Source organism: Niabella drilacis (assembly GCF_900101395.1).
GTDB lineage: Bacteria > Bacteroidota > Bacteroidia > Chitinophagales > Chitinophagaceae > Niabella > Niabella drilacis.
The window spans coordinates 575,302-595,084 of the sequence record NZ_FMZO01000001.1; the positions used below are offsets into that span (position 1 = coordinate 575,302).

Genomic DNA, 19,783 nt, shown 5'->3' on the forward strand with positions numbered 1-19,783 from the left:
TACGGGAAAATATAGTTTTCGCCCCCAACTATTTCCAAAATAGAAAATGTTCGGGTAGTTGTCGCAACAACCCATATATATTGTCGGATTAACAAACAATACCTTTTTGGAGATTTACTAATTTAGCAGGAAACAAAAAATCAACAAATGAAACAAGTGTTTATCAATCTGGCCGTAAAGGATGTAAACCGGTCGATGGAGTTTTACGCAAAATTTGGATTTACCAATAATCCGCAGTTTTCTGATGATTCCGGAAAATGCATGGTATGGAGCGAACATATTTTCCTGATGATCCTGAGCCACGAGAAGTTTAGCAGTTTTGTGAACAAGCCCATTGCGGATACCAAAACGAATGTTGCCGGGTTATTTGCACTAAGCCTTGACAGTATGGACCAGGTAAATGAAATGGCAGAGAACGGGCTGAAAGCGGGGGGCACAGAACCCGTACCGGCAAAGGATTATGGTTTTATGCAAACAAGGAATATTGAAGATTATGACGGCCATACCTGGGAGCTGTTTTTTATGGATATGAGCAAGTTCCCAAAAGAATAGGCGAAGGTAAAGCCGGTTCTGCGCCCTATTGATGACAGGGAAGGATCTGCTCCTGAGTAGCGCGGATCCTTTTGTTGTTATAAGCGCAGTTTTTTGCTAAATTTATGCCTATGAACAGCAGCATTTTCTTCGCTCCCGAACTCTTTATCCCCAACGGTATCCACGATATTTCCTTTTATGAAAAAGCGTTCGGGGCGGTGGAGCTCCGGCGCTTTTCCAATGAGGACGGCAGCATCCATGTATCTGAACTAAGCATTGATGGTGCTATGTTGCACCTGCATGAGGTTACGGCAAAGCCGTATTATTTTTCACCCGATGCACATCACGGCACTACTGTTTGCATCGGCCTTTTTGTGGCGGATGTGGATCACATGATGAAAAGCGCTATTGCTGCCGGTGCCACCGAAATAAGCCCGGCGCAGGATTATGACTATGGCTACCGCCAGGGCACAGTCAAAGATCCTTTTGGACATTACTGGCAGCTGCAGCAGCGGCTGTAGGCCGCAGGTATCTGCCTGTGTATTCAGCAATCAATTTCTTTTTTATGTAACTTGCTGATTGAATTTTGCAAACAGGGATCTTGTATGAATGTTATGAAACCCACTTCGCTGGAAGCGTTTTATGAAGAGGCTGCTGCGTGGAGCGGGATGGAGGTGGATGCGCTGTTGCCTTCCGGTATTAGTAAGGATGTGGGGCATTTTAATGTTTTTGATATTGCTGCCACGATAGAAGCCGTAAGGCGGAAAAAGGCTATGCCGTACAACCGGAGGGCCTATTATAAGATCAGCCTTATACGGGGGAAGAACCGGGCGGAATATGCGGATAAGGTGATTGAGATCACCAATAATGCCCTGTTATTTGCCACCCCTAAAGTACCTTATCACTGGATACCGCAGGACCCCGACCAGCGCGGACAGTTCTGTGTATTTACAGATGCTTTCCTGGTCAAGAATAAAAGCGGTGTGGTATTGGAAGAGCTGCCGATCTTTCAGCCGGGCGGATACCCGGTTTTCGAAATTACGGATGAGCAGGCGGCAGAAATAGGGCAGGTGTTTGCAAAAATGAAAAAGGAGATCGCATCCGATTATGCCTTTAAATACGACCTGCTGCGCACCTATGTGCTGGAGCTGATCCATTACGGGCAAAAGCTGCAACCGTCCACCGCCCTGGCAGCCAGTTCCAATGCGGCAGCCCGTGTCACAGCACTGTTTATTGAGCTGCTGGAGCGGCAATTCCCGGTTGAATCACCCCGGCAACAACTCCTGCTGCGTACCGCCAAGGACTATGCCAACCGCCTGGCGGTGCATGTAAACCATCTTAATAAAGTACTAAAAGAAAACACCGGTAAGACCACCACGGCCCTGATCAGCAGCCGGGTATTGCAGGAGGCGAAGATCTTATTGAAACAAACCGACTGGACGATCTCGGAGATCGCCTACAGCCTTGGTTTTGAAGAAGTAGCCCATTTCTCAAACTTCTTTAAAAAGCAAACTGCCGTTACACCGGTGGCTTTTCGTTCCTGACTGACTTATTTGATTTTTGCAAAGAATGGATTGATGATTGCAACAACCCGGATGGTAAGTTGCTGCAATTTTGTAAGATAAAAATGATCCGAAATATGAAAGAGAAAAACAAGATCGCCCTGGTAACCGGTGGCAGCCGTGGCCTGGGCCGGAATATGGCCATCAGCCTTGCAAAAAAAGGCATAGATGTAGTGCTCACCTATAACAGCAACAGGGAAGCAGCAGACGCAACCGTTGCAGCAATTCAGGCACTGAGACAGCAGGCGGTTGCCTTTCAGCTGGACACCAGCAATGTGGCGTTATTTGATGATTTCGTCAAACAGGTAACGGACTATTTACAGGAGCAGACCGGCAGCTCCAATATTGATTTCCTGATCAATAACGCGGGCACGGGCTTATATGCTCTTGCAGCAGATACAACAGAGCCGCAGCTGGATGCGATGATGAACATTCATTACAAAGGTGCCTTTTTTCTTACCCAAAAGCTGTTGCCGTTTATTAATGATGGCGGCGGTATTATCAATATCTCTTCGGGATTGGCGCGGTTTACCATTCCCGGCTCTTCCGTGTATGCCTCTATGAAGGCCGCTGTGGAAGTGCTGACCCGCTACCTGGCAAAGGAACTGGGTGGCCGGAAGATCCGTGTGAACGTAGTGGCGCCGGGTGCTATTGAAACCGATTTTGGCGGTGGCCGTACCCGCGATAACAAGGAGATTAATGCGCAGATAGCCGGTGTGACCGCACTTGGACGGGTGGGCCTTCCGGATGATATCGGCGGGGTAGTGGCCTTTCTGTGTACGGACGACGCCCGCTGGATCACGGGGCAGCGGATCGAAGCGTCTGGCGGGCAGTCCTTATAACGTTCATCCTTTCAGGAGCATACCCCAAAGTGACCGGACCGTTTCGGATCCAACCGGAGTATTAAAAGACGCTTATATAAGATTTAATGCCGATTGGACATCCGTAATAGACCCATTTTATTGGCCTAAGGGCTGATCACATCGGCACTATACGGGAATATTTTGGTCCAGAATAAATATCTGTTTCGTATAAATGCCTTTGTTGGTTCTGTTCGATCAGAAAGATCACTCGAAAAAATCCAGCTCTGCGATGGATAGTCCTTTATCCTGCGCGGCAGTTTCCGTAGCTTCTATACGGATGTACCGCGTTGTTAAGGACCGCGGGAAGGGATGCAGGCGGGTAACCGGATCATTGATAAGGTTGCCAAATTCAAAGCTACCGGCATCAGTCCAGTTGCTGCCATCCCCGCTGATCTGGATCTTTCCTTTGCTCATGAGCCCCTCCTTGTTTTGCGTATGTGGCGTATAGGAAAAACTTTTGAGGGTATAGACCTTGCCCAGGTCCAGGACTATAAATCCGTTGCCGGAGGCTGGTTTTGACTGCCACCATGTTTTTTTATCGGCATCAAAAGCCAGTGCCGCGCCGTGCTGTTTTGTATCGCCGCTTGCAGCCAGCAATTTCCAGTTTTGTTTTAATATACCAAATATCCGACTGGCCACGGGGCCGGTGCTGTTTTTACTGAAAGCCACGGCTTTTACCAGGCCATGAACTGCGGGGAAGGGTGCCGTATAAACGGGCGATGACAGGGTAGGTGTGCTGCCATCGGTTGTGTAGTGGATCTCTGTACCGGAGCCCAGGTTTTGCAGCGTATTTTCTCCATGGGGTTTCCAGTTAAATTCCGGCTGGTAGGGGGCGATGGTAACCATGCCATTTACACTTTGTGATAATTCCAATTGCGGTGGCCGCATTTTATAATAGTGCGCGGTAATATTGCTGATGGCTGGTGCGGCCCGGGAACCGAGGATGCGGATCCGAAATTGGTTGGAGGTGGTTTCGGGAAAACGCAGGATACGCTTGTAGCCAATATTGGTGGCCGCCGCAATTTCTTTCCACCGGCCCCCGATCCAGGCGTCCACCGCATGCTGCTCTACCCGCTCGCCATGGGTGCTGATAGCCTCCTGTAAAACCAGGCGGTTGATGGTAACGGGCTGCGGAGTGTGGATAATGATTTCCGGCCGGGGCTCCCTGAGCAGCAGAAAGCTTTGTGGGCTTACATCCAGGACAGCTTTGGGCCCGGTTGCATTTTTAAAAAGGTTGATTCCGTAGGTTTCACGGATCCGGGCGCCGGTTTCTTTTAATACGGATACATCCTCGTTTGACAAACGACCTTCGCGATTGGGGGGGATATTGAGCAGGAAGGTGGAATTGCCGCCGACGGAACGCTCATAAATATCAAATACATCATCCGCGCTTCGTACCTTTTGCGTAGTTTCATTACGGTAGAACCAGCCTTCTCGTATGGAGGTATTGGTCTCTGCCTGCTGGTAATGGAGGTACCGCGCTTTGTAGAGCTGTTCCCGGCTGCCCAGGTCATTGACGGTAAGATCCGGGTAGCTGTTCATCCGATCGGGATCATCGTTAAAAGGAATCACATTCCATTCCGTATTCCGGGTTTTGCCGGACTCGTTACCACACCAGCGGATATCCTGTTTACCAAAGATAACGGCTTTGGGGGCCAGGGTCTGGATGAGCTTTTTCCATGCAGCGTAATTGTATTGCTGGCCACCTTTGGTTTTAGGATGTGCACCATCAAACCATACTTCATCTACCGGACCGTACTCAGTAAGCAGTTCAAACAGCTGGTTCATAAAATACTCATTGTAGTCGTCAACTTCGAACTGAAAACGGGTCTTGTTTTTAAAAGGGCGACCGGCCACCGGGCGGGGAATGGTACGCATGGTGTATTGGCTCAGGTTGCCGTAAAGTCCGTCCGGACTTTCGATCTGGAACAGGTCGGCAGGAGAAAGATAGATACCCAACTTTAGTCCGTACTTTTTGCAGGAAGCGCTGAGGTCTTTTAGAATGTCGCCTTTTCCATTGCGGAAGCCCGTAGACATGATGCCATGCGTAGTGTAGCGGCTTTGCCAGAGCACAAACCCGTCGTGGTGTTTTACGGTAATGATCACCATCTTCATTCCAGCGGCCTTCATGGCGGCGCACCACTGATCGGTATCCAGTGTTTTGAGATCAAATATTTTGGGATCTTCCATCCCGTTACCCCATTCTTTTTGGGTAAAGGTATTGGGCCCCAGGTGCACAAAGGCGATGAACTCATTGCGAAGAGCTGCATACTGGTTGGCCGTGGGCACTACCTGTGCTGCTTTGCTGATGATGGTTTCTTTTGAATCGCCCGGCAGGATTGGAATAGTGTTGGCCGGTGTAACATTTTGCGAAAATGCCTGTATGGTTACAGGGATGGACAACAGGAGGAAAAGTGTTTTGATATGCATGCTGATTTTTAATAGTAATGATTTGCACAGAGGTTTTCCGGCAAGCCCGAAGCGGCCTGCACACATTAAAGAACTTTATTGATAGAGCTTTACCCAGTCAACGATCATTTGCACCGGCAACTGCTGCGGATCTACCTTGCCAACCCAGCTGCCACCCAGCTGCTGGTCTATCAGCAGGTAAAATGGCTGATCGTAGGGCCACTGACTGGCATCCACGCCGGTTATGCGCGGGTAGGTAAAGGTTTCTTTGCCGTTTACGGTAAAGACGATCTTATGCGGGGTCCATTTGATGCCAAATGTATTAAATCCGTCTCTGTTAAAAGGAGCTGTTCCGGAGTGCGGCGGCTTTTGGGTCTGTTTGAGATCGAGCGTGTAATAGGAGTGAGTGGTTTGGTAAACCTTGTGCTCGAAATTCAGATGCTCCATGATGTCGATCTCCCCGTTTTTGGGATAAGCACCATATTTATTTTGTTCTGCCAGCATCCACATGGCCGGCCAGGCGCCCGTAGCACATTCCAGCTTTGCCCTTATTTCAATTTTCCCATACTGAAAAGCAAATTTTCCTTTTGTGTAAATGCCACCCGTGATAAAGGGACGCGGATCAGCGGTAGTGTCCGGGTTACGGATGCCACGGAGGTAAATATACCCGCTGTCGAGCCGGAAACAGTCGTCGTGGGTGCTCATATGCCTGTTCCAGTCCGATTTGCCGGGTGGAATCCGGGTCCATTTGCTGGTATCCAGGATGGGCGCATTAAAATCGTCCTTCCACACCAGTTTCCATTTTTTTTCGGTCCGCCCGTCCTTCTGGAGATATACATACCCGGCGGAGCGTGTAAAGGGCCTGCTGCATGCTGTGGCCAGCAGCAGGAGCACAAGGGGGAGGAAAACGATCTGTTTTATTGTTGTCAATGGCATGAGCAGGTGATTGATAATACCCGCAAGATAACCACTCGGAGGGAGAAATGGCCCGGATGTGCAAACGGATGCGCAGGCGCGGGGCCGTTTAACGTTTAAGGTTTGATATTTCAGTTAGATTCTATGCTTGATGTACAATGCCAATAACTGAAGACTGATGGCTAATGGCTGAAAACTGATTTGATACCAGGTATGAAACGGATCTAACCTGAAACTTTAAATGTTAAACCCGGAACCTGCTAAACCTCCACCGGAACAAAACTCTCCAGCTCTTTCGCAACAGCACTGAGGAAGGTTGCTCCCAGGGCGCCGTCTACCACACGGTGATCGTAGCTCATGCTGAGCACCATCATGTGCCGGATGGCAATGCTGTCGCCTTGCGGTGTTTCCACTACAACGGGGCGTTTTTTAATAGCACCTACTGCCAGGATGGCTACCTGGGGCTGGTTGATAATTGGGGTACCGGCAAGACTGCCAAAAGTACCCACGTTGGTAATGGTAAAACTGCCACCCTGTGTATCTTCAGCCTTTAACTTATTGTTACGCGCGGCATCGGCCAGGCCGTTTACCCGTTTGGCCAGACCGGTCAGGTTAAGCTGGTCGGCATTTTTAATAACGGGTACAATCAGGTTCCCATTGGGAAGGGCTGTTGCCATCCCGATGTTGATGTCTTTTTTGATGATGATCTTATCGCCCTCCACCGAACTGTTGATCAGGGGGAAGCGTTTGATACATTTTGCAATGGCTTCGATAAACAGGGGCATAAAAGTGATCTTCGTGCCTTCCCGTTTTTCAAAATCTTTTTTTACTTTCTCCCGCCACATGACCATATTGGTTACATCCGCTTCGGAGAAGCTGGTCACGTGCGGACTGGTCTGTTTGCTGCGTACCATATGCTCTGCAATAAGCTTACGCATGCGGTCCATTTCAATGATCTCCACATTGCCACCGTGGCGGCTGATATCGAGGGGGCCGGCCTGCTGCGCTTCCTTTGCCGGTGCCAAGGTAACGGCGGGCGGTGTAACGGAGGCTGCCGGCGCCTGCCGGCGGGAGCGGCTGGCCACATAATCCAGTATATCATTCTTGGTTACCCGGCCTTCTTTGCCGGTGCCGGGTATCTTTTCCAGCTCACTCATGGAAATACCTTCGCTGGCGGCAATATTCAGTACAAGAGGAGAATAAAATCTGGAGGGAGCCGATCCGGAGGTTTCCGGTTTGATGGTGGAGGAAATAACTTCAGCTTCCTGTTCCTGTTCCGGAACAGACGGCACTGGTTGAGGGGTAACAGCAGGCTCGGGGGTAATCGTCTCTTCTGCCAGGCCCTCCGTGCGGATGCGGGCAATAACGGTACCAATGGGCACCACGTCATTTTCGCTAAAAAGAATGGCTTCGATAACCCCGCTGGCCGTACTGGGCACTTCGCTGTCTACCTTATCCGTAGCGATCTCCAGAACAGTTTCGTCCATTTCCACGGCATCGCCCACCTGCTTCAACCATTTTAAAATAGTTGCCTCCATAATGCTTTCTCCTAACTTGGGCATCACCAGATCCTCTAAAGCCATAGAACAATTGTATTTATTAAATAAATGTAGTTTAAAATAGCCAGCCGGCGCAAAAATAGTGATTTAGATCCTAACTTTCGTTTGTTAGCATCTGTAAGTGGCCTGAAGTGAAGGGGTTAAAACTTGTTCTTCCACATCATACTTTCGATGGGCCGGTCGGGCTGACTGCTGTATTTGGCGTTTTTCTTCTGGTTATATTTTACTTCAATCTCTCCTTCAACAGGGAAGTAGATCAGCTGGCCTATAGGCATGCCCTTATAGATCTTGACGGGTTGTTTCACCGAGATCTCCAGGGTCCAGTGCCCGCAAAAGCCCACGTCGCCTTTACCTGCAGTGGCATGGATGTCGATACCCAGGCGGCCGGTGGAGGATTTACCTTCCAGGAACGGCACGTGTGCATGAGACTCGGTATATTCCTGGGTAACACCCAGGTAAAAGATGTGAGGATAGAGTACAAAACCTTCATCCGGGATCTCAAAATAAGCGATCTCATTGTGCTGCTTTGCATCCAGCTGGTGATTTTTATAAGTAGCCAGCCAGGCGCCCAGGTGCACATCGTAGGAATTGCTGCCCAGGCAGGCCCGGTCGTAAGGGTTAATAAGAATGGTCCCTTTTTCTATTTCTTCCAGTATGCGAAGGTCTGATAAGATCATGATTCGTGCTTTGAAAACAGGGGTATTTTAAAATATTGCGGCTGAGTTGCCCGCCAACCGGCAGATCGGTACCAAGGCATCCTTTTGTTCTTTTATAAATCATCGCTGCAAACGGGATCCCCCTTATGAAATCCTTAACTTGCACAAATTAAGCGAATCCGATTATTTATGCCCGTTATTTTTCAAGAAGAAATTAACAATTCTACAAGGCTGGGGATCTGGAAGATTGAGGAGGAACCTGGATTCTTTAGAGAAAAGGTGCCGGTACACCGGGCGGTGACACATCCGCATAAGATGTTACAGCATCTTGCCGGCCGGTTTTTGCTGCAATACCTGTTCCCTGGTTTTCCGTACCACCTGATACAGATTGCAGAAACACGGAAGCCTTTCCTTCCGGACGAGGCTTTTCATTTTTCCATTTCCCATTGCGGCGATTATGCGGCGGCCATTGTAAGCCGGGAGCGGCGGGCGGGTATTGATATTGAAATCCCGGTGGAAAAAGTAGTGACCATCCGGCATAAGTTCATGAGCTCCTCAGAAATGGAATTACTGAACCCGCTTTCCATGGAGGAGTATACACAGGTATGGTCCGCCAAAGAAGCGGTGTATAAATGGTATGGTTTAGGCAAAGTGGATTTCCGGGAGCATATCCGGTTTACCGGTTATAATGAGGCCCGGGATGCCTTTGATTGTCATTTTACACTGACTGACAGCCGGCTGAAAGTGCAGCTGCAGCAGCTTTCGGGGCTTTGCCTGAGTTATGTGGTGTCGGAGTAATTTGAAAATTTGTGAATGTGGGAATTGAGGCGTACCATAGGGATACAAGAGATCTGACCTGGAACTTTAAATTTTCAGTGTAGGTGTATTGGATCTGCGACTGAGCATTGGCAATAGACTCAACTTCTGTCTCCTCCCAGTCTCTTTGTCCTCCTAAGCCATCAGTTGGCAGCTATCAATTTTCAGTTGATACCGATGGAAATCAGAAATTCAGCTTCAAGCCAGGAGGGGACTTTGTTTGAAGTTCTAAAACGCAAGTATCAAATGAAATTAAACCTGAAATCCGGAACAAAAACCTAAGCGAATGGTATCCGGTATCAGTAATGCTCCACAAGCCTCAAATGGATCTGACGTGAAACATTAAACGTTGGACCTGGAACAAAAAAATTAGTTCTGCACCATTTCTCTTGCATTCTCCAACGCCGCCGCTGTCGGTTTTTCTCCGCTCAGCATTTTCGCAATGGCAGTGATCCGTTCTTCGGTATCCAGTTGCCGCATACCGGTGCGTACCTGTTTCCCGGATACTTCTTTATATACAAAATAGTGTGCATCGGCACGTCCGGCGATCTGCGGCTGATGGGTAATGCAGATCACCTGCCGGCTGGCGGCCAGGTCTTTCATGATAATGCCCACCTGTTTTGCCGCTTCTCCTGAGATGCCCGTATCAATTTCATCAAAGATGAGGGTGGGAAGGTTCATGCGCTGGGCTACCAGGCTTTTAATACAAAGCATAAGACGGCTTAACTCGCCGCCACTGGCTACTTTGTTAACCGGTTTGAATTGTCCGCTTTTATTCGCATCAAATAAGAAGTCAACCGCATCAGCGCCCTGTGCACCCAGGGGCCTTTTTTCAAAAGAAACGCGGAGCGCGGCATTGGGCATGCCTACCTGGGTAAGTAGTGTTTCTACTTTTTTCTCAAACGGGGCTATCTGTTTTTTGCGGGCTTCTGAAATTTTTTGGGCGAGCGCTTCGGCCAGCCGGAAGTGCTGTTCCGTGGTGGCTTCCAGTGCGGCAATGTCGTCCTGGATATGGGCTACCCCCTGTAGCTTTTCTTCCAGTTGCTGCTGCAGAGCCCGCAGCTCATTGGTTGATTGTACGCCGTGTTTTTTCTGCAGCCGGTATCCTATGGATAACCGGTCGCTGAGGGTTTCTATTTTTTCCGGGTCATAGTGAATACCATTGCTGATATGTTCCAGTTCCACAGCAATATCCTGCAACTCTACCTGTGCACTGTTGAGCCGGCTCACCAGGTCGGGGAGGTCCTTATGAAAGCTGCTGTAATTGCCCAGCAGCTGCGCAATAGTTTTTAGTTGCTGCACCAATGGCTGCTCGCCCTCTTCCAGTTCGTTGTAGGCCTTGCCCAGTGCCCCTTTGATGCCTTCGGAGTTAGACAATAGTTTCAATGTTTCATCGATCTCTTCCAGCTCATTTTCCTGTAAGTTGGCTTCAGCCAGTTCATCGTATTGGAATTGATTGTAATCGCTTTCCTGGTCCATCCGGGCCTGCTGTTCTTTTAAGCGTTCCAGTCTTTTTTTATGTTGCTGCCATTCGGCAAATTTCAGCCGGTAGTCATTGATGAGCTTTGTATTACTGGCCAGTGCATCCAGTACATGCACCTGAAAATCGGTATCACCCAGCTGCAGGGTGTCAAATTGCTGATGCAGGTCTACCAGCAATGAGCTGAGTTGCTGTAGCTGTGCCAGGTTCACCGGGGTATCATTAATAAATGCACGGCTTTTGCCATTGACGCCGATCTCCCGCCGGATGGTGATTTCAGGAGATGGGTCAAGGTCGTTGGTTTCCAGGAACCGGGTGATCTCACTTACTGTTCCGGGGGTAAACAATCCTTCAATAATGCATTTCTTTTCTTTGTCTACCAGGGCGGCGGTATCGGCCCGCTCGCCCAGTATAAGCGATAAGGCACCCAGTATGATCGATTTTCCCGCACCGGTTTCACCGGTCACAATATTCATCCCGTTGGAGAAATGGATCTCCAGTGCATCGATGATCACGTAGTTCCTGATATGTAATTGTTTCAGCATCGGAAGGCAAATTAAGAAAAAGGCTGAAAAGAAAAACCCCCATTCTTGCAAATGGGGGAAAATAAAAAAAGCCTGTCTGCAGGCAGACAGGAAAAAAGAATTTATTTTACTTCAATGTTGTTGTGCAGCTCTTCATCTACCAGGATGCGGCCGCAGTTCTCACAAGCGATGATTTTTTTATGTTGTTTGATCTCGCTCTGCTTTTGCGGAGGAATGGCATAAAAACATCCGCCACAGGCATCACGCACTACCGGTACCACCGCCAGACCATTGCGGAAGTTACCACGGATCTTTTCATAACTGGCAAGCAGACGGGGTTCAACCCCTTCCTTCGCTGATTGCGAAAGTTTCTGGTATTCTTTCTCCTCCTTTTCGTTGGCAGAAATGATCTTTTCCAGTTCTGCTTTCTTCAGTTCCAATACCCCTTCTTTTGCCCCAAGGTTCTTCTTGGCTTTTTCGAGCAGGATCACTTTATCAGCGATCTCTTCGTTGGCATCCTTGATGTGTTTTTCGGCCAGTTTGATCTCCAGCTGCTGCATTTCGATCTCTTTATTGATGGCCTCAAACTCGCGGTTGTTTTTTACGTTCTCGCTGTCTTTTTCGTATTTTTTTATCAGCTCTTCAGCATCTTTGATTGCCCCTTTGCGTTCTTCAATGAATTCTGTAACACCGTTGATCTCTTCTTCGATCCGGGTTTGCCGGGAACGCAGTCCGTGGATCTCATCTTCCAGGTCGGCTACCTCCATTGGCAGCTCTCCTTTTAAAATTTTGATCTCATCCAGCTTGCTGTCGATCTTTTGCAGATTGATCAGGGAGCCCAGTTTTTCTTCAATTGAAAACTCTTTAATTTGTGGCATATATTTCTTACTGTTTGACTATTAGTTAAAAGCAGCTTATAAAATCCACATTACTGATAGTATACGGGATTGGTATTTACCGCTGTTTTAAGGACGGCAAAGTTAAGGATTTTTTCCTGTAAAATGCGATGCAGCAAATCTATGGTGAACTGCTCACTTTCGTAATGGCCGATGTCTGCCAGCAGGATCTTTCCGTCTGCATCAAAGAATTCGTGGTATTTGATGTCGGAGGTTACATAGGCGTCTGATCCTGAATTGATTGCGGCTTTTGTCAAAAAACTTCCGGCCCCGCCGCAGATACTTAGGGTCCGGATCTTTTTGCCCAGGAGCGCGGTATGCCGGATAAGGGGAAGATGGAATACCGATTTGAGCTTTTGCAGGAAAACGGTCTCCTCCAGGGCTTCCGGAAACTCGCCTGTGATACCCGCGCCTACTTCCTGGTGAAGGTTGTTTAATGTAATGGTTTCATATGCAACTTCTTCGTAGGGGTGATTTTCGCGCAGCGTCTTCAATATTTTATTTCTAAGATAAAAGGGGTAAAGGATCTCTATTTTCTGTTCTTCTGCTTCATGACGTTTGCCAATTTCCCCGGTAAAGGGCCGGGCATCGTTGCCGGGCAGGAAAGTGCCTTTGCCGCCGGCACTGAAACTGCATTCCCGGTAATGGCCGATCTGGCCACCACCGGCGGCAAAGATGGCGGACATTACTTTTTCTGCATGATCCGGGGGCACAAAGAAATAGAGCTTTTCCAGCTGCCGTTCTTTTGGCGCCAGTATGCGAAGACGGGTCAATCCCAGCTGTTGGGCAATCATCCCGTTTACGCCCTGCAGCACATTATCCAGGTTGGTATGAATGGCATAGAGGGCAATATCGTGTTTAATGGCCTTGATGATGGTGCGCTCCACATAATTATTACCGTTGATCTTTTTCAGTCCTGCAAAAACGATGGGGTGGTGGGCTATTACGAGGTTGCAGTTTTTTTCGATGGCCTCGTCCACCACGGTTTCAACAGCATCCAGGCAGCAGAGGACGCCGGTGCAGTGCCAGTTTTGCTGACCGGTAAGCAGTCCCGCATTATCGTAGCCTTCCTGCAGGGTGGGGGGCGCAATGGCTTCGAGGATGTCTATAACTGAACGGATGGTCATATCAGAATGTTTGGCGATAAAGATAAGTAATATTGCCGCCGCGCTGCGGCTTTGATACAGCGATAGTGAGCTTTTGTTACAGCGGTTATCGGTGCTCTGCACCTTGGTAGCGTTGAGGGCTCTGCGGAAGAGCTGTCTTAGCTAGGTTAACAAAGGAGACTATTGAGTCCACAGGATGTTACAGATATTACCGCCGCGCTGCGGCTTTGATAGAGCGATTGTGGGCTTTTGTTACAGCGGTTATTGGTGCTCTGCACCTTGGTAGCGTTGAGGGCTCTGCGGAAGAGCTGTCTTAGCTGGGTTAACAAAGGTGACCATTGAGTCCACAGGATGTTACAGATATTGCCGCCGCGCTGCGGCTTTGATACAGCGATTGTGGGCTTTTGTTACAGCGGTTATCGGTGCTCCGCACCTCTGCAACTGTTGGGAAATTGGTGCGATAAATAAAAACGATGTTAGCCGCGTTAGCGGTGCTGATAATGATAGCAATGAGTATCGAAGCCGACCCGGAGGTGCAGCGCACCGGTAATATATTTTGAGGGTGCCTTGCTTGATTTTCGGGCTCCACATATTGCTTCGGCGTCAGTAATTTATCGATTGTGATAAAGCGTTGATCGTTTTCTTATACAAACGCAGGGGGGCTGTTGAGGTAGACCGTCAATCGTTTTATGGGGTTTCCCAGCGGTGCGGAATAACCGAGGCTCAATCAAAGAAGTCAAATAAGTATTCTTCCCGGAATGTGATTTCGAACTCTTTGAGCAGCTCATAATATTCGTCTTTAAAGGTTTTCTTTTTATGGTGTGTTTCCTGGTTGAGAACATAGTTGATAACTGTTTTCACCTGGGAATGGGAATGTGTAAAGGCTCCGTAGCCACGTTGCCATTCGAATTTAGAGTGTAAAAGCCCATTATATTTGATCCATGCGGTGGTAGAGGTTTTTATGGTCTCTACCAGGTCCGGGATCAGTTGATTTAGATGATATCCAATGAAAATATGAATGTGGTCGGGCATTGAGCCGATAGCGAGTAATTTGTGCTTATGGTTTTGAATGATGCCTGTAATGTACTTTTCCAGTTCATTGTGCCATTGCCGTTTGATTAATGCTTCCCTGTTTTTAGGGGCAAAGACGAGATGCACGTAGCATTGGGTGTAGGTGTTCGCCATAGGAATTATGTTTCAATAAAAGTACTGAATTTACCGGGTATATGAAATTTGAATATTACCGCCGCGCTGCGGCTTTGATACTGAGATTGTGGGTTTTTGTTACAGCGGTTATCGGTGCTCTGCACCTCTGCAACTGTTGGGAAATTGGTGCGATAAATAAAAACGATGTTAGCCGCGTTAGCGGTGCTGATAATGATAGCAATGAGCGTCGAAGCCGACCCGGAGGTGCAGCGCACCGGTAATATATTTTGAGGGTGCCTTGCTTAATTTCCCCGCTCTACATATTGCTCCAGCATCAGTAATTTTCCCGTACTGGTAATGCCTTCGGCCACCACCTTAAACCGTTTGGTGCGGTCGTTATTGTAGAAAATGATAGGGATGCGTTGGGCATTTCCTGAAACAAATATTTCTGGTTTCCAGTCGAGGGTAAGCCGGTAGTCATTATATGGATTTGCTGCAGGTGTGGAGTAGTCAGGAGCATAAAATTCCTTCATGATGCTGTAACCTTCATAGTCTACGATGGTGGCGGAAGATTCCATGGCATTATTGAGCTCATCGCCCCTTTTGGTGTATACTGCCAGTACGCCGTTGGCCCCGCCCCCGGCGGCACCTATAAAATTGGGAAATACCTTTACCAGTGCAATATCTGTGGAGGGAATGGAGGCGATCATATCTGCATCAGCCGGAACCTCGTCCAGGTATAGCTGCATGGGTTGCCGGGCGCCGGACTGCCGGTAAAATAACCGGTAATTTCCAAACCGGCCACCGCGTTCAATGGTCAGGCTGGGAATACGGCCCTGCAGGTAATCAAAGATGTTCATATTGGGGATAAACTCCCGTGTAAGGTCGAGTGTGCGGGCATTGATGCCGCCGGCGAACAGTCCGCTCATATAGCGTTCTTCCAGTTTTTGCAGCCGTGTTTTGGTGCCCTGCACCACTACACTGTCCAGCATCAGGCCCTCACCGCGGGCGTAATCAAAATAAGCGGTGCTCATTTTTGCAGGAAGAGTACCGGAGGTACCTGCCTTGGGGTTCAGCGGCAGCTGCAGCGGCGGCAGGGCGTAAGAGCGGGTAAGGGAATCGGTATTCAGTTTAATGGTGAGAAATTTGTTTTTCTTTCCCATCACATCACTGAACAGGACTTTTGCCTTGTTAAAGAAGATCATGGAGTCCATTTTGAAACGGCCTTCCGGATCGGTTTTTACCATTTGCAGACTGCGCCCGGAATCGGTAGCTACCCATACGAGCAGGTCGCGGTCGGCAAAGGATCTGCCCGACCCGGTAATGGTGGCTTTGCCGGAAAGACTGATAAAGCCCGGGTCCCTGTGCAGGGGCGGCGGCAGGGTATTGGCGGCTACATCGGTCCATTTAAACCGGCGCCATCCGTTGGTAAGCATTACCAGCTCAACAGCTGCTGCAGCAGTGGGGGTATTGCTGAAATAATAGCGTGGTTCATGCACGTAGCCGGGAATATCGCTGGTAAGCAGGAAGGTACTGTAAATGTTTTGCGGGCGGTAGGGCACCGCTTCATAATCCGCATCAGTAACGGAAACGGAAAAATTACCCGTAATACTGTCCGGGAGCCCGATGCTGAAATGATTCTTTTTGCGTGCTCCGTTATTCAACGTATCCGCTTTAAACGTTGCGGGAAGGATATACTCTTTATTATTGATAAAAGTGAGCCGCTCTGCAAGGGGCATACCGTCTTTATTGAAAAAGGTTACCTGTAACACGCCTGAAGGAAGGTCTGTGGTTTGGATGATGCCACTTACCCGGTTACCGGCTGACGGTGTAAGGGCTTGCTTCAATACGATATGGTGCTGCATTTGCCCCACCATATAGGCGGGGATATGCCGGGAGCCTCTGTAATCGAGGGTAAAGGCTTTGGCATTATTGTTATTGGTTAGCCGGAGTACCAGTCCCTCCGTACTGCTTTGCGGCAGCTCAAAAGATCGCTCTTTTACTGAAGCATGGTATTGCCTTCCTGCGGAAGGAGTTAGTATCAACTGTCCCATGCCATCATGACTGCTGGTAAAAGTGGTGATGACCTTATCCGTTTCGTCCCGGATCTCTCCCGAAACGCTGACGGGCAGCCCGTTTGGGTCAGTGGCCCTGAAGGCGATATTGTTCGGGAGGCCAGAAACAAGATTGCCTCCTTCAGGAAAAAAACGAAGACTGGCGACTGCTGCTACCGAGGGGGGCGTTGCACGCAGTTTATTACGCCCATAGACCATTACCCGTTGCGAAAACAGGTAGGCCTTATCAAAATTCAGCATCAGGGGGGTATAGGCCCTCAGCTGGTAAGAGCCGGTGGGGAGCGAATCGGGCAGATCGAACTGGCCATAGGAAAGTGCACCGAATACCGGAACGATCTTTTTAATGACCAGGGCTGACTGGTTGTTCAGCAATTCAACAAACAGGGTGGAATTGGCTGCGGAAGGCAGGAACCCGGACATAAAGTAGGCTTTGAACCAGATCGTTTGCCCCGAAAAATAAGTTTCCCGGTCCAGGTGGAGATAGGCCTTTTCAATGGGATTTTTTTCGTTCCAGGTCTCCAGCCGGGTAGTAAGATCCTGGCCGGATGCCGGGGCAGCGCCCAGTATTATCAACAACGCTGCAGCGGGTTTTAAAAAGCGCGTCATTACCAGATGTTTTATAAGAAAATTACAAATGAATCTGCAAATGGTTCTGTATCTGCAGCTATTATTAACGATGTATTTTCTTCATCTATTACACAACCGGTGCTGCAGATTATTATTCTCCCCCGATGATTTTCTCGATCATCAGCATCCGGCCATCGTTAGTAAGTCCTTCAACAACCACTTTGAAACGCTTGGTGCGGTCGTTATTATAAAAAACAAGAGGCACTTTGGGGCTGATATTTGCCAGGTAGATATCCGGGAGCCATGCCAGTGTAAGCCGGTCGTCGGGCTTGGAAGGGTCTACATTTTTAAGATCATAATCGGGCGCGTAGAATTGCCTGATAATGGAATAGCCCTTGTATACAATAATGTCGGTAGCCGATTCGGTCACCGCATTCAGATCTGCTCCCTTTTTCATATAAATGGCCAGTGCGCTGCCGTTGCCGGGGGTACCGATAAAGCTACCCATTACTTTTATAAAGGCGATCTGGTTTACGGGGATGGATTCAATAAAAGCGGCATCGGTCTGCATTTCATCGAGGTAGAGCGCCATCGTACTGCCCCCCAGGCCGGCATCCCGGTATTTGACCACGTACTGGCCATCCTGGTTCCTGGAAACGGTAACGCCCGCTATCCGGCCCTGTATGTATTCGAAAATATTCGTACCGCCCCCGGGCTCATTCCGCAGATCCAGTATCTTGGAATTGATACCGCCCGAGAACATTCCGCTGGTATATTCATCCTCCAGTTTTTCCCGGTCTGATTTCTGCCGGCCTTTTACGGTTACACTCTTAAGCGTAAGTCCTTCTGCTTTCAGGTAATCGTTGTAGGCGGCTGACATTTTTTCTTCTGCCTGCGCAGATGCGGTATCGGCGAAAGGGATCTTGAGGACGGGTATTTTGTAATCCCGGTTCAGGGAGTCTGCATCCATTTTTACTTTGATATATTTGCTTTTGGAACCCTTGATATCGGAGAACAGCACCCGCATTTTTTCATAAAAGATCATCGAATCCATCCGGAAGCTGCCGGTGGAGTCTGTTTGAATGATCTTTGTAGGGCCTACCTTTCCCTGGAGCGTATCTACGGGGCGCATCATCAGCATGAGGTCTTTATTGGCAAATGCCTTCCGGGTACCTTCGATGCCTACGTTACCTGCCAGGTGAATGTATCCCTGGTCTTTGTAAAGGACGGGGGAAAGCGTGTTGCCGGCCACTTCACTCCATTTAAAGCGGGTCCAGCCATTGGTCATCATGACCAGGTCCAGCGCATTGCTTACAGAGTCGGCGTCCGAACGGAAATAGTAAGCGGGGTTATTAACGTATCCCCTCAGATCACTGTTGAGCAGGAAGTAGGAGTAAATATTGAGCGGGCGGTAGGGCTCCGTTTCGTAATCTGCATCGGTAACAGCCACACTGAAATTGCCGATGATAGTGTCCTTTAAATGAATGCTGAAATGATTCCGCTGGTGGGCAGTCGTATTAACGGTGTCAGCCACCAGCTCACCGGGGAGGATGTACTCCCTGTTGTTGACAAAGGTGAGCCGCTCCGCCAGGGGCATATTGTCCTTGTTAAATACAGTAAGGTGGAGGATGCCGGATAGCAGGCCGCCACTCTGGATAACTCCGCCGATGAGGTCTTTGCCCTGTTGCAGCGGCTGTTTAAAGAGCACCTGGTTGCCCATTTGTCCGATCAGGTAGGCTGCATGGAATTCGGCCGGGAGCCCCGCAGGGTGTTCTATCCTGAACTGCTTGCCTTTGGAAGTGCCGGTTACGTTAAAGCTGATGCCCTTGCCGGTGGCTGCGGGGAGCGGGAATTGTTTGGCCGGAACCTGGTCCAGCGTTACGTAATAGGTTTCATCTGCCCGCGGCACCAGGGTGAAGGTGCCCATGCCGTCATGCAGGGCCGTGATGGCTGAGATCGTTTCCCCTTTATTGTTTTTCAGCTGGCCGGAAACGTAAACGGGATACCCTTTGTCGTCCACGGCTTTAAAGGCCACATTGCCGAGCAGCGAATTGACCATGTTGCCTCCTTCCGGAAAAAACTGCAGATCGATACTATTGCCGGTCTCTTTTGCTTTGGCATTTTTGGGTGCTGCGCCAAAGATCAGGATCCGTTTGCTGTACACAAACCCCGGCTGGTTCAGCATTAACGGGGCATAAGCTCTCAGCTGGTAAGATCCGGTGGAAAAAGTTTCCGGTATTTCCAGCTGCCCCAGTGAAACACCCTGGTAAGCGGGGAAGATCTTGCGGACAAGCACGGTGGACCTGTTGTCGAGCAGTTCTACGTAGATCGTTGAGTTTTTTAAGCTGGGGATATAATCATTCATCAGGTACCCCTTGAGCCAGATCGGCTGGCCGGCGATATAGGTCTCCCGGTCAAGATGAAGGTATAACTTTTGAATAGTGTTTTTTTGCGCCCAGCTATCAAGTGTTTGTTCCGGTGTTTGCGCATTTGCAGTAAACAGGCCGCCCAGGGCGATGGTCAAAATGATCAGCTTTTTCAGTATCATTGAGATTCGTGTTATTTTTGGGAATTGAAACTACTGATTTTTTGACTTACAAACAGTATAAAAGCTTAAAAGCGAGGGCGTTTTTTTCAAAAACCCCTTTTTGAACAGGAAAAGAAGCAATGAAACCGCC

At 49.0% G+C, this 19,783-nt stretch carries 15 protein-coding genes; 5 read left to right on the forward strand and 10 right to left on the reverse strand.

Features of this window, described 5'->3' with window-relative positions; genetic code table 11:
* The first annotated feature begins 147 nt into the window (after positions 1 to 147).
* The 4 genes from BLS44_RS02520 (at position 148) to BLS44_RS02535 (ending at position 2,935) form a co-directional block, all read left to right on the forward strand.
* The gene (locus tag BLS44_RS02520; protein WP_090388424.1) at positions 148 to 552 is read left to right on the forward strand and encodes a VOC family protein; all 405 of its coding nucleotides are present in this window, start codon (positions 148 to 150) and stop codon (positions 550 to 552) included.
* 110 nt (positions 553 to 662) lie between these two features.
* Positions 663 to 1,052 (forward strand): VOC family protein, encoded by a 390-nt coding sequence (locus BLS44_RS02525; RefSeq protein ID WP_090388425.1) that lies wholly within the window; start codon positions 663 to 665, stop codon positions 1,050 to 1,052.
* 84 nt (positions 1,053 to 1,136) lie between these two features.
* The gene (locus tag BLS44_RS02530; RefSeq protein WP_090388426.1) at positions 1,137 to 2,075 is read left to right on the forward strand and encodes a helix-turn-helix domain-containing protein; all 939 of its coding nucleotides are present in this window, start codon (positions 1,137 to 1,139) and stop codon (positions 2,073 to 2,075) included.
* A gap of 95 nt (positions 2,076 to 2,170) precedes the next feature.
* Positions 2,171 to 2,935 (forward strand): SDR family oxidoreductase, encoded by a 765-nt coding sequence (locus BLS44_RS02535; protein WP_090388427.1) that lies wholly within the window; start codon positions 2,171 to 2,173, stop codon positions 2,933 to 2,935.
* A gap of 225 nt (positions 2,936 to 3,160) precedes the next feature.
* Here BLS44_RS02535 and BLS44_RS02540 read toward each other — a convergent pair whose 3' ends face one another.
* The 4 genes from BLS44_RS02540 to dcd form a co-directional block, all read right to left on the reverse strand.
* On the reverse strand, positions 3,161 to 5,386 hold the full coding sequence (locus tag BLS44_RS02540) for an alpha-L-fucosidase (RefSeq protein ID WP_090388622.1): 2,226 nt from the start codon (positions 5,384 to 5,386) through the stop codon (positions 3,161 to 3,163).
* A 75-nt stretch (positions 5,387 to 5,461) separates the two neighbouring features.
* Positions 5,462 to 6,301 (reverse strand): glycoside hydrolase family 16 protein, encoded by an 840-nt coding sequence (locus BLS44_RS02545; RefSeq protein WP_245729076.1) that lies wholly within the window; start codon positions 6,299 to 6,301, stop codon positions 5,462 to 5,464.
* 239 nt (positions 6,302 to 6,540) lie between these two features.
* Positions 6,541 to 7,863, reverse strand: coding sequence for a dihydrolipoamide acetyltransferase family protein (locus tag BLS44_RS02550; RefSeq protein ID WP_090388428.1), 1,323 nt, complete (start codon positions 7,861 to 7,863; stop codon positions 6,541 to 6,543).
* Between the two features lie 116 nt (positions 7,864 to 7,979).
* Positions 7,980 to 8,516 carry a dCTP deaminase gene (dcd, locus tag BLS44_RS02555; protein WP_090388429.1) on the reverse strand — a complete coding sequence of 179 codons (537 nt, stop codon included), beginning with the start codon at positions 8,514 to 8,516 and terminating at the stop codon, positions 7,980 to 7,982.
* Between the two features lie 168 nt (positions 8,517 to 8,684).
* On the opposite strand from dcd, the gene BLS44_RS02560 reads away from it, so the two are divergent.
* Positions 8,685 to 9,293, forward strand: coding sequence for a 4'-phosphopantetheinyl transferase family protein (locus BLS44_RS02560; RefSeq protein WP_090388430.1), 609 nt, complete (start codon positions 8,685 to 8,687; stop codon positions 9,291 to 9,293).
* A 387-nt stretch (positions 9,294 to 9,680) separates the two neighbouring features.
* Here BLS44_RS02560 and recN read toward each other — a convergent pair whose 3' ends face one another.
* From recN to BLS44_RS02590, 6 genes are all read right to left on the reverse strand, one after another.
* Positions 9,681 to 11,336, reverse strand: coding sequence for a DNA repair protein RecN (gene recN / locus BLS44_RS02565; protein ID WP_090388431.1), 1,656 nt, complete (start codon positions 11,334 to 11,336; stop codon positions 9,681 to 9,683).
* Positions 11,337 to 11,437: 101 nt separating this feature from the next.
* Positions 11,438 to 12,193, reverse strand: coding sequence for a zinc ribbon domain-containing protein (locus tag BLS44_RS02570; protein WP_090388432.1), 756 nt, complete (start codon positions 12,191 to 12,193; stop codon positions 11,438 to 11,440).
* 50 nt (positions 12,194 to 12,243) lie between these two features.
* Complete coding sequence (locus tag BLS44_RS02575; protein ID WP_090388624.1) at positions 12,244 to 13,338, reverse strand: Nif3-like dinuclear metal center hexameric protein; 1,095 nt, start codon at positions 13,336 to 13,338, stop codon at positions 12,244 to 12,246.
* 702 nt (positions 13,339 to 14,040) lie between these two features.
* Positions 14,041 to 14,502 carry an IS200/IS605 family transposase gene (tnpA, locus tag BLS44_RS02580; protein ID WP_090388433.1) on the reverse strand — a complete coding sequence of 154 codons (462 nt, stop codon included), beginning with the start codon at positions 14,500 to 14,502 and terminating at the stop codon, positions 14,041 to 14,043.
* Positions 14,503 to 14,765: 263 nt separating this feature from the next.
* Positions 14,766 to 17,144 (reverse strand): hypothetical protein, encoded by a 2,379-nt coding sequence (locus BLS44_RS02585; protein ID WP_090388434.1) that lies wholly within the window; start codon positions 17,142 to 17,144, stop codon positions 14,766 to 14,768.
* 112 nt (positions 17,145 to 17,256) lie between these two features.
* Positions 17,257 to 19,653: a hypothetical protein gene (locus BLS44_RS02590; RefSeq protein WP_090388435.1), complete on the reverse strand. Its 2,397-nt coding sequence runs from the start codon at positions 19,651 to 19,653 to the stop codon at positions 17,257 to 17,259.
* Positions 19,654 to 19,783: the final 130 nt, after the last annotated feature.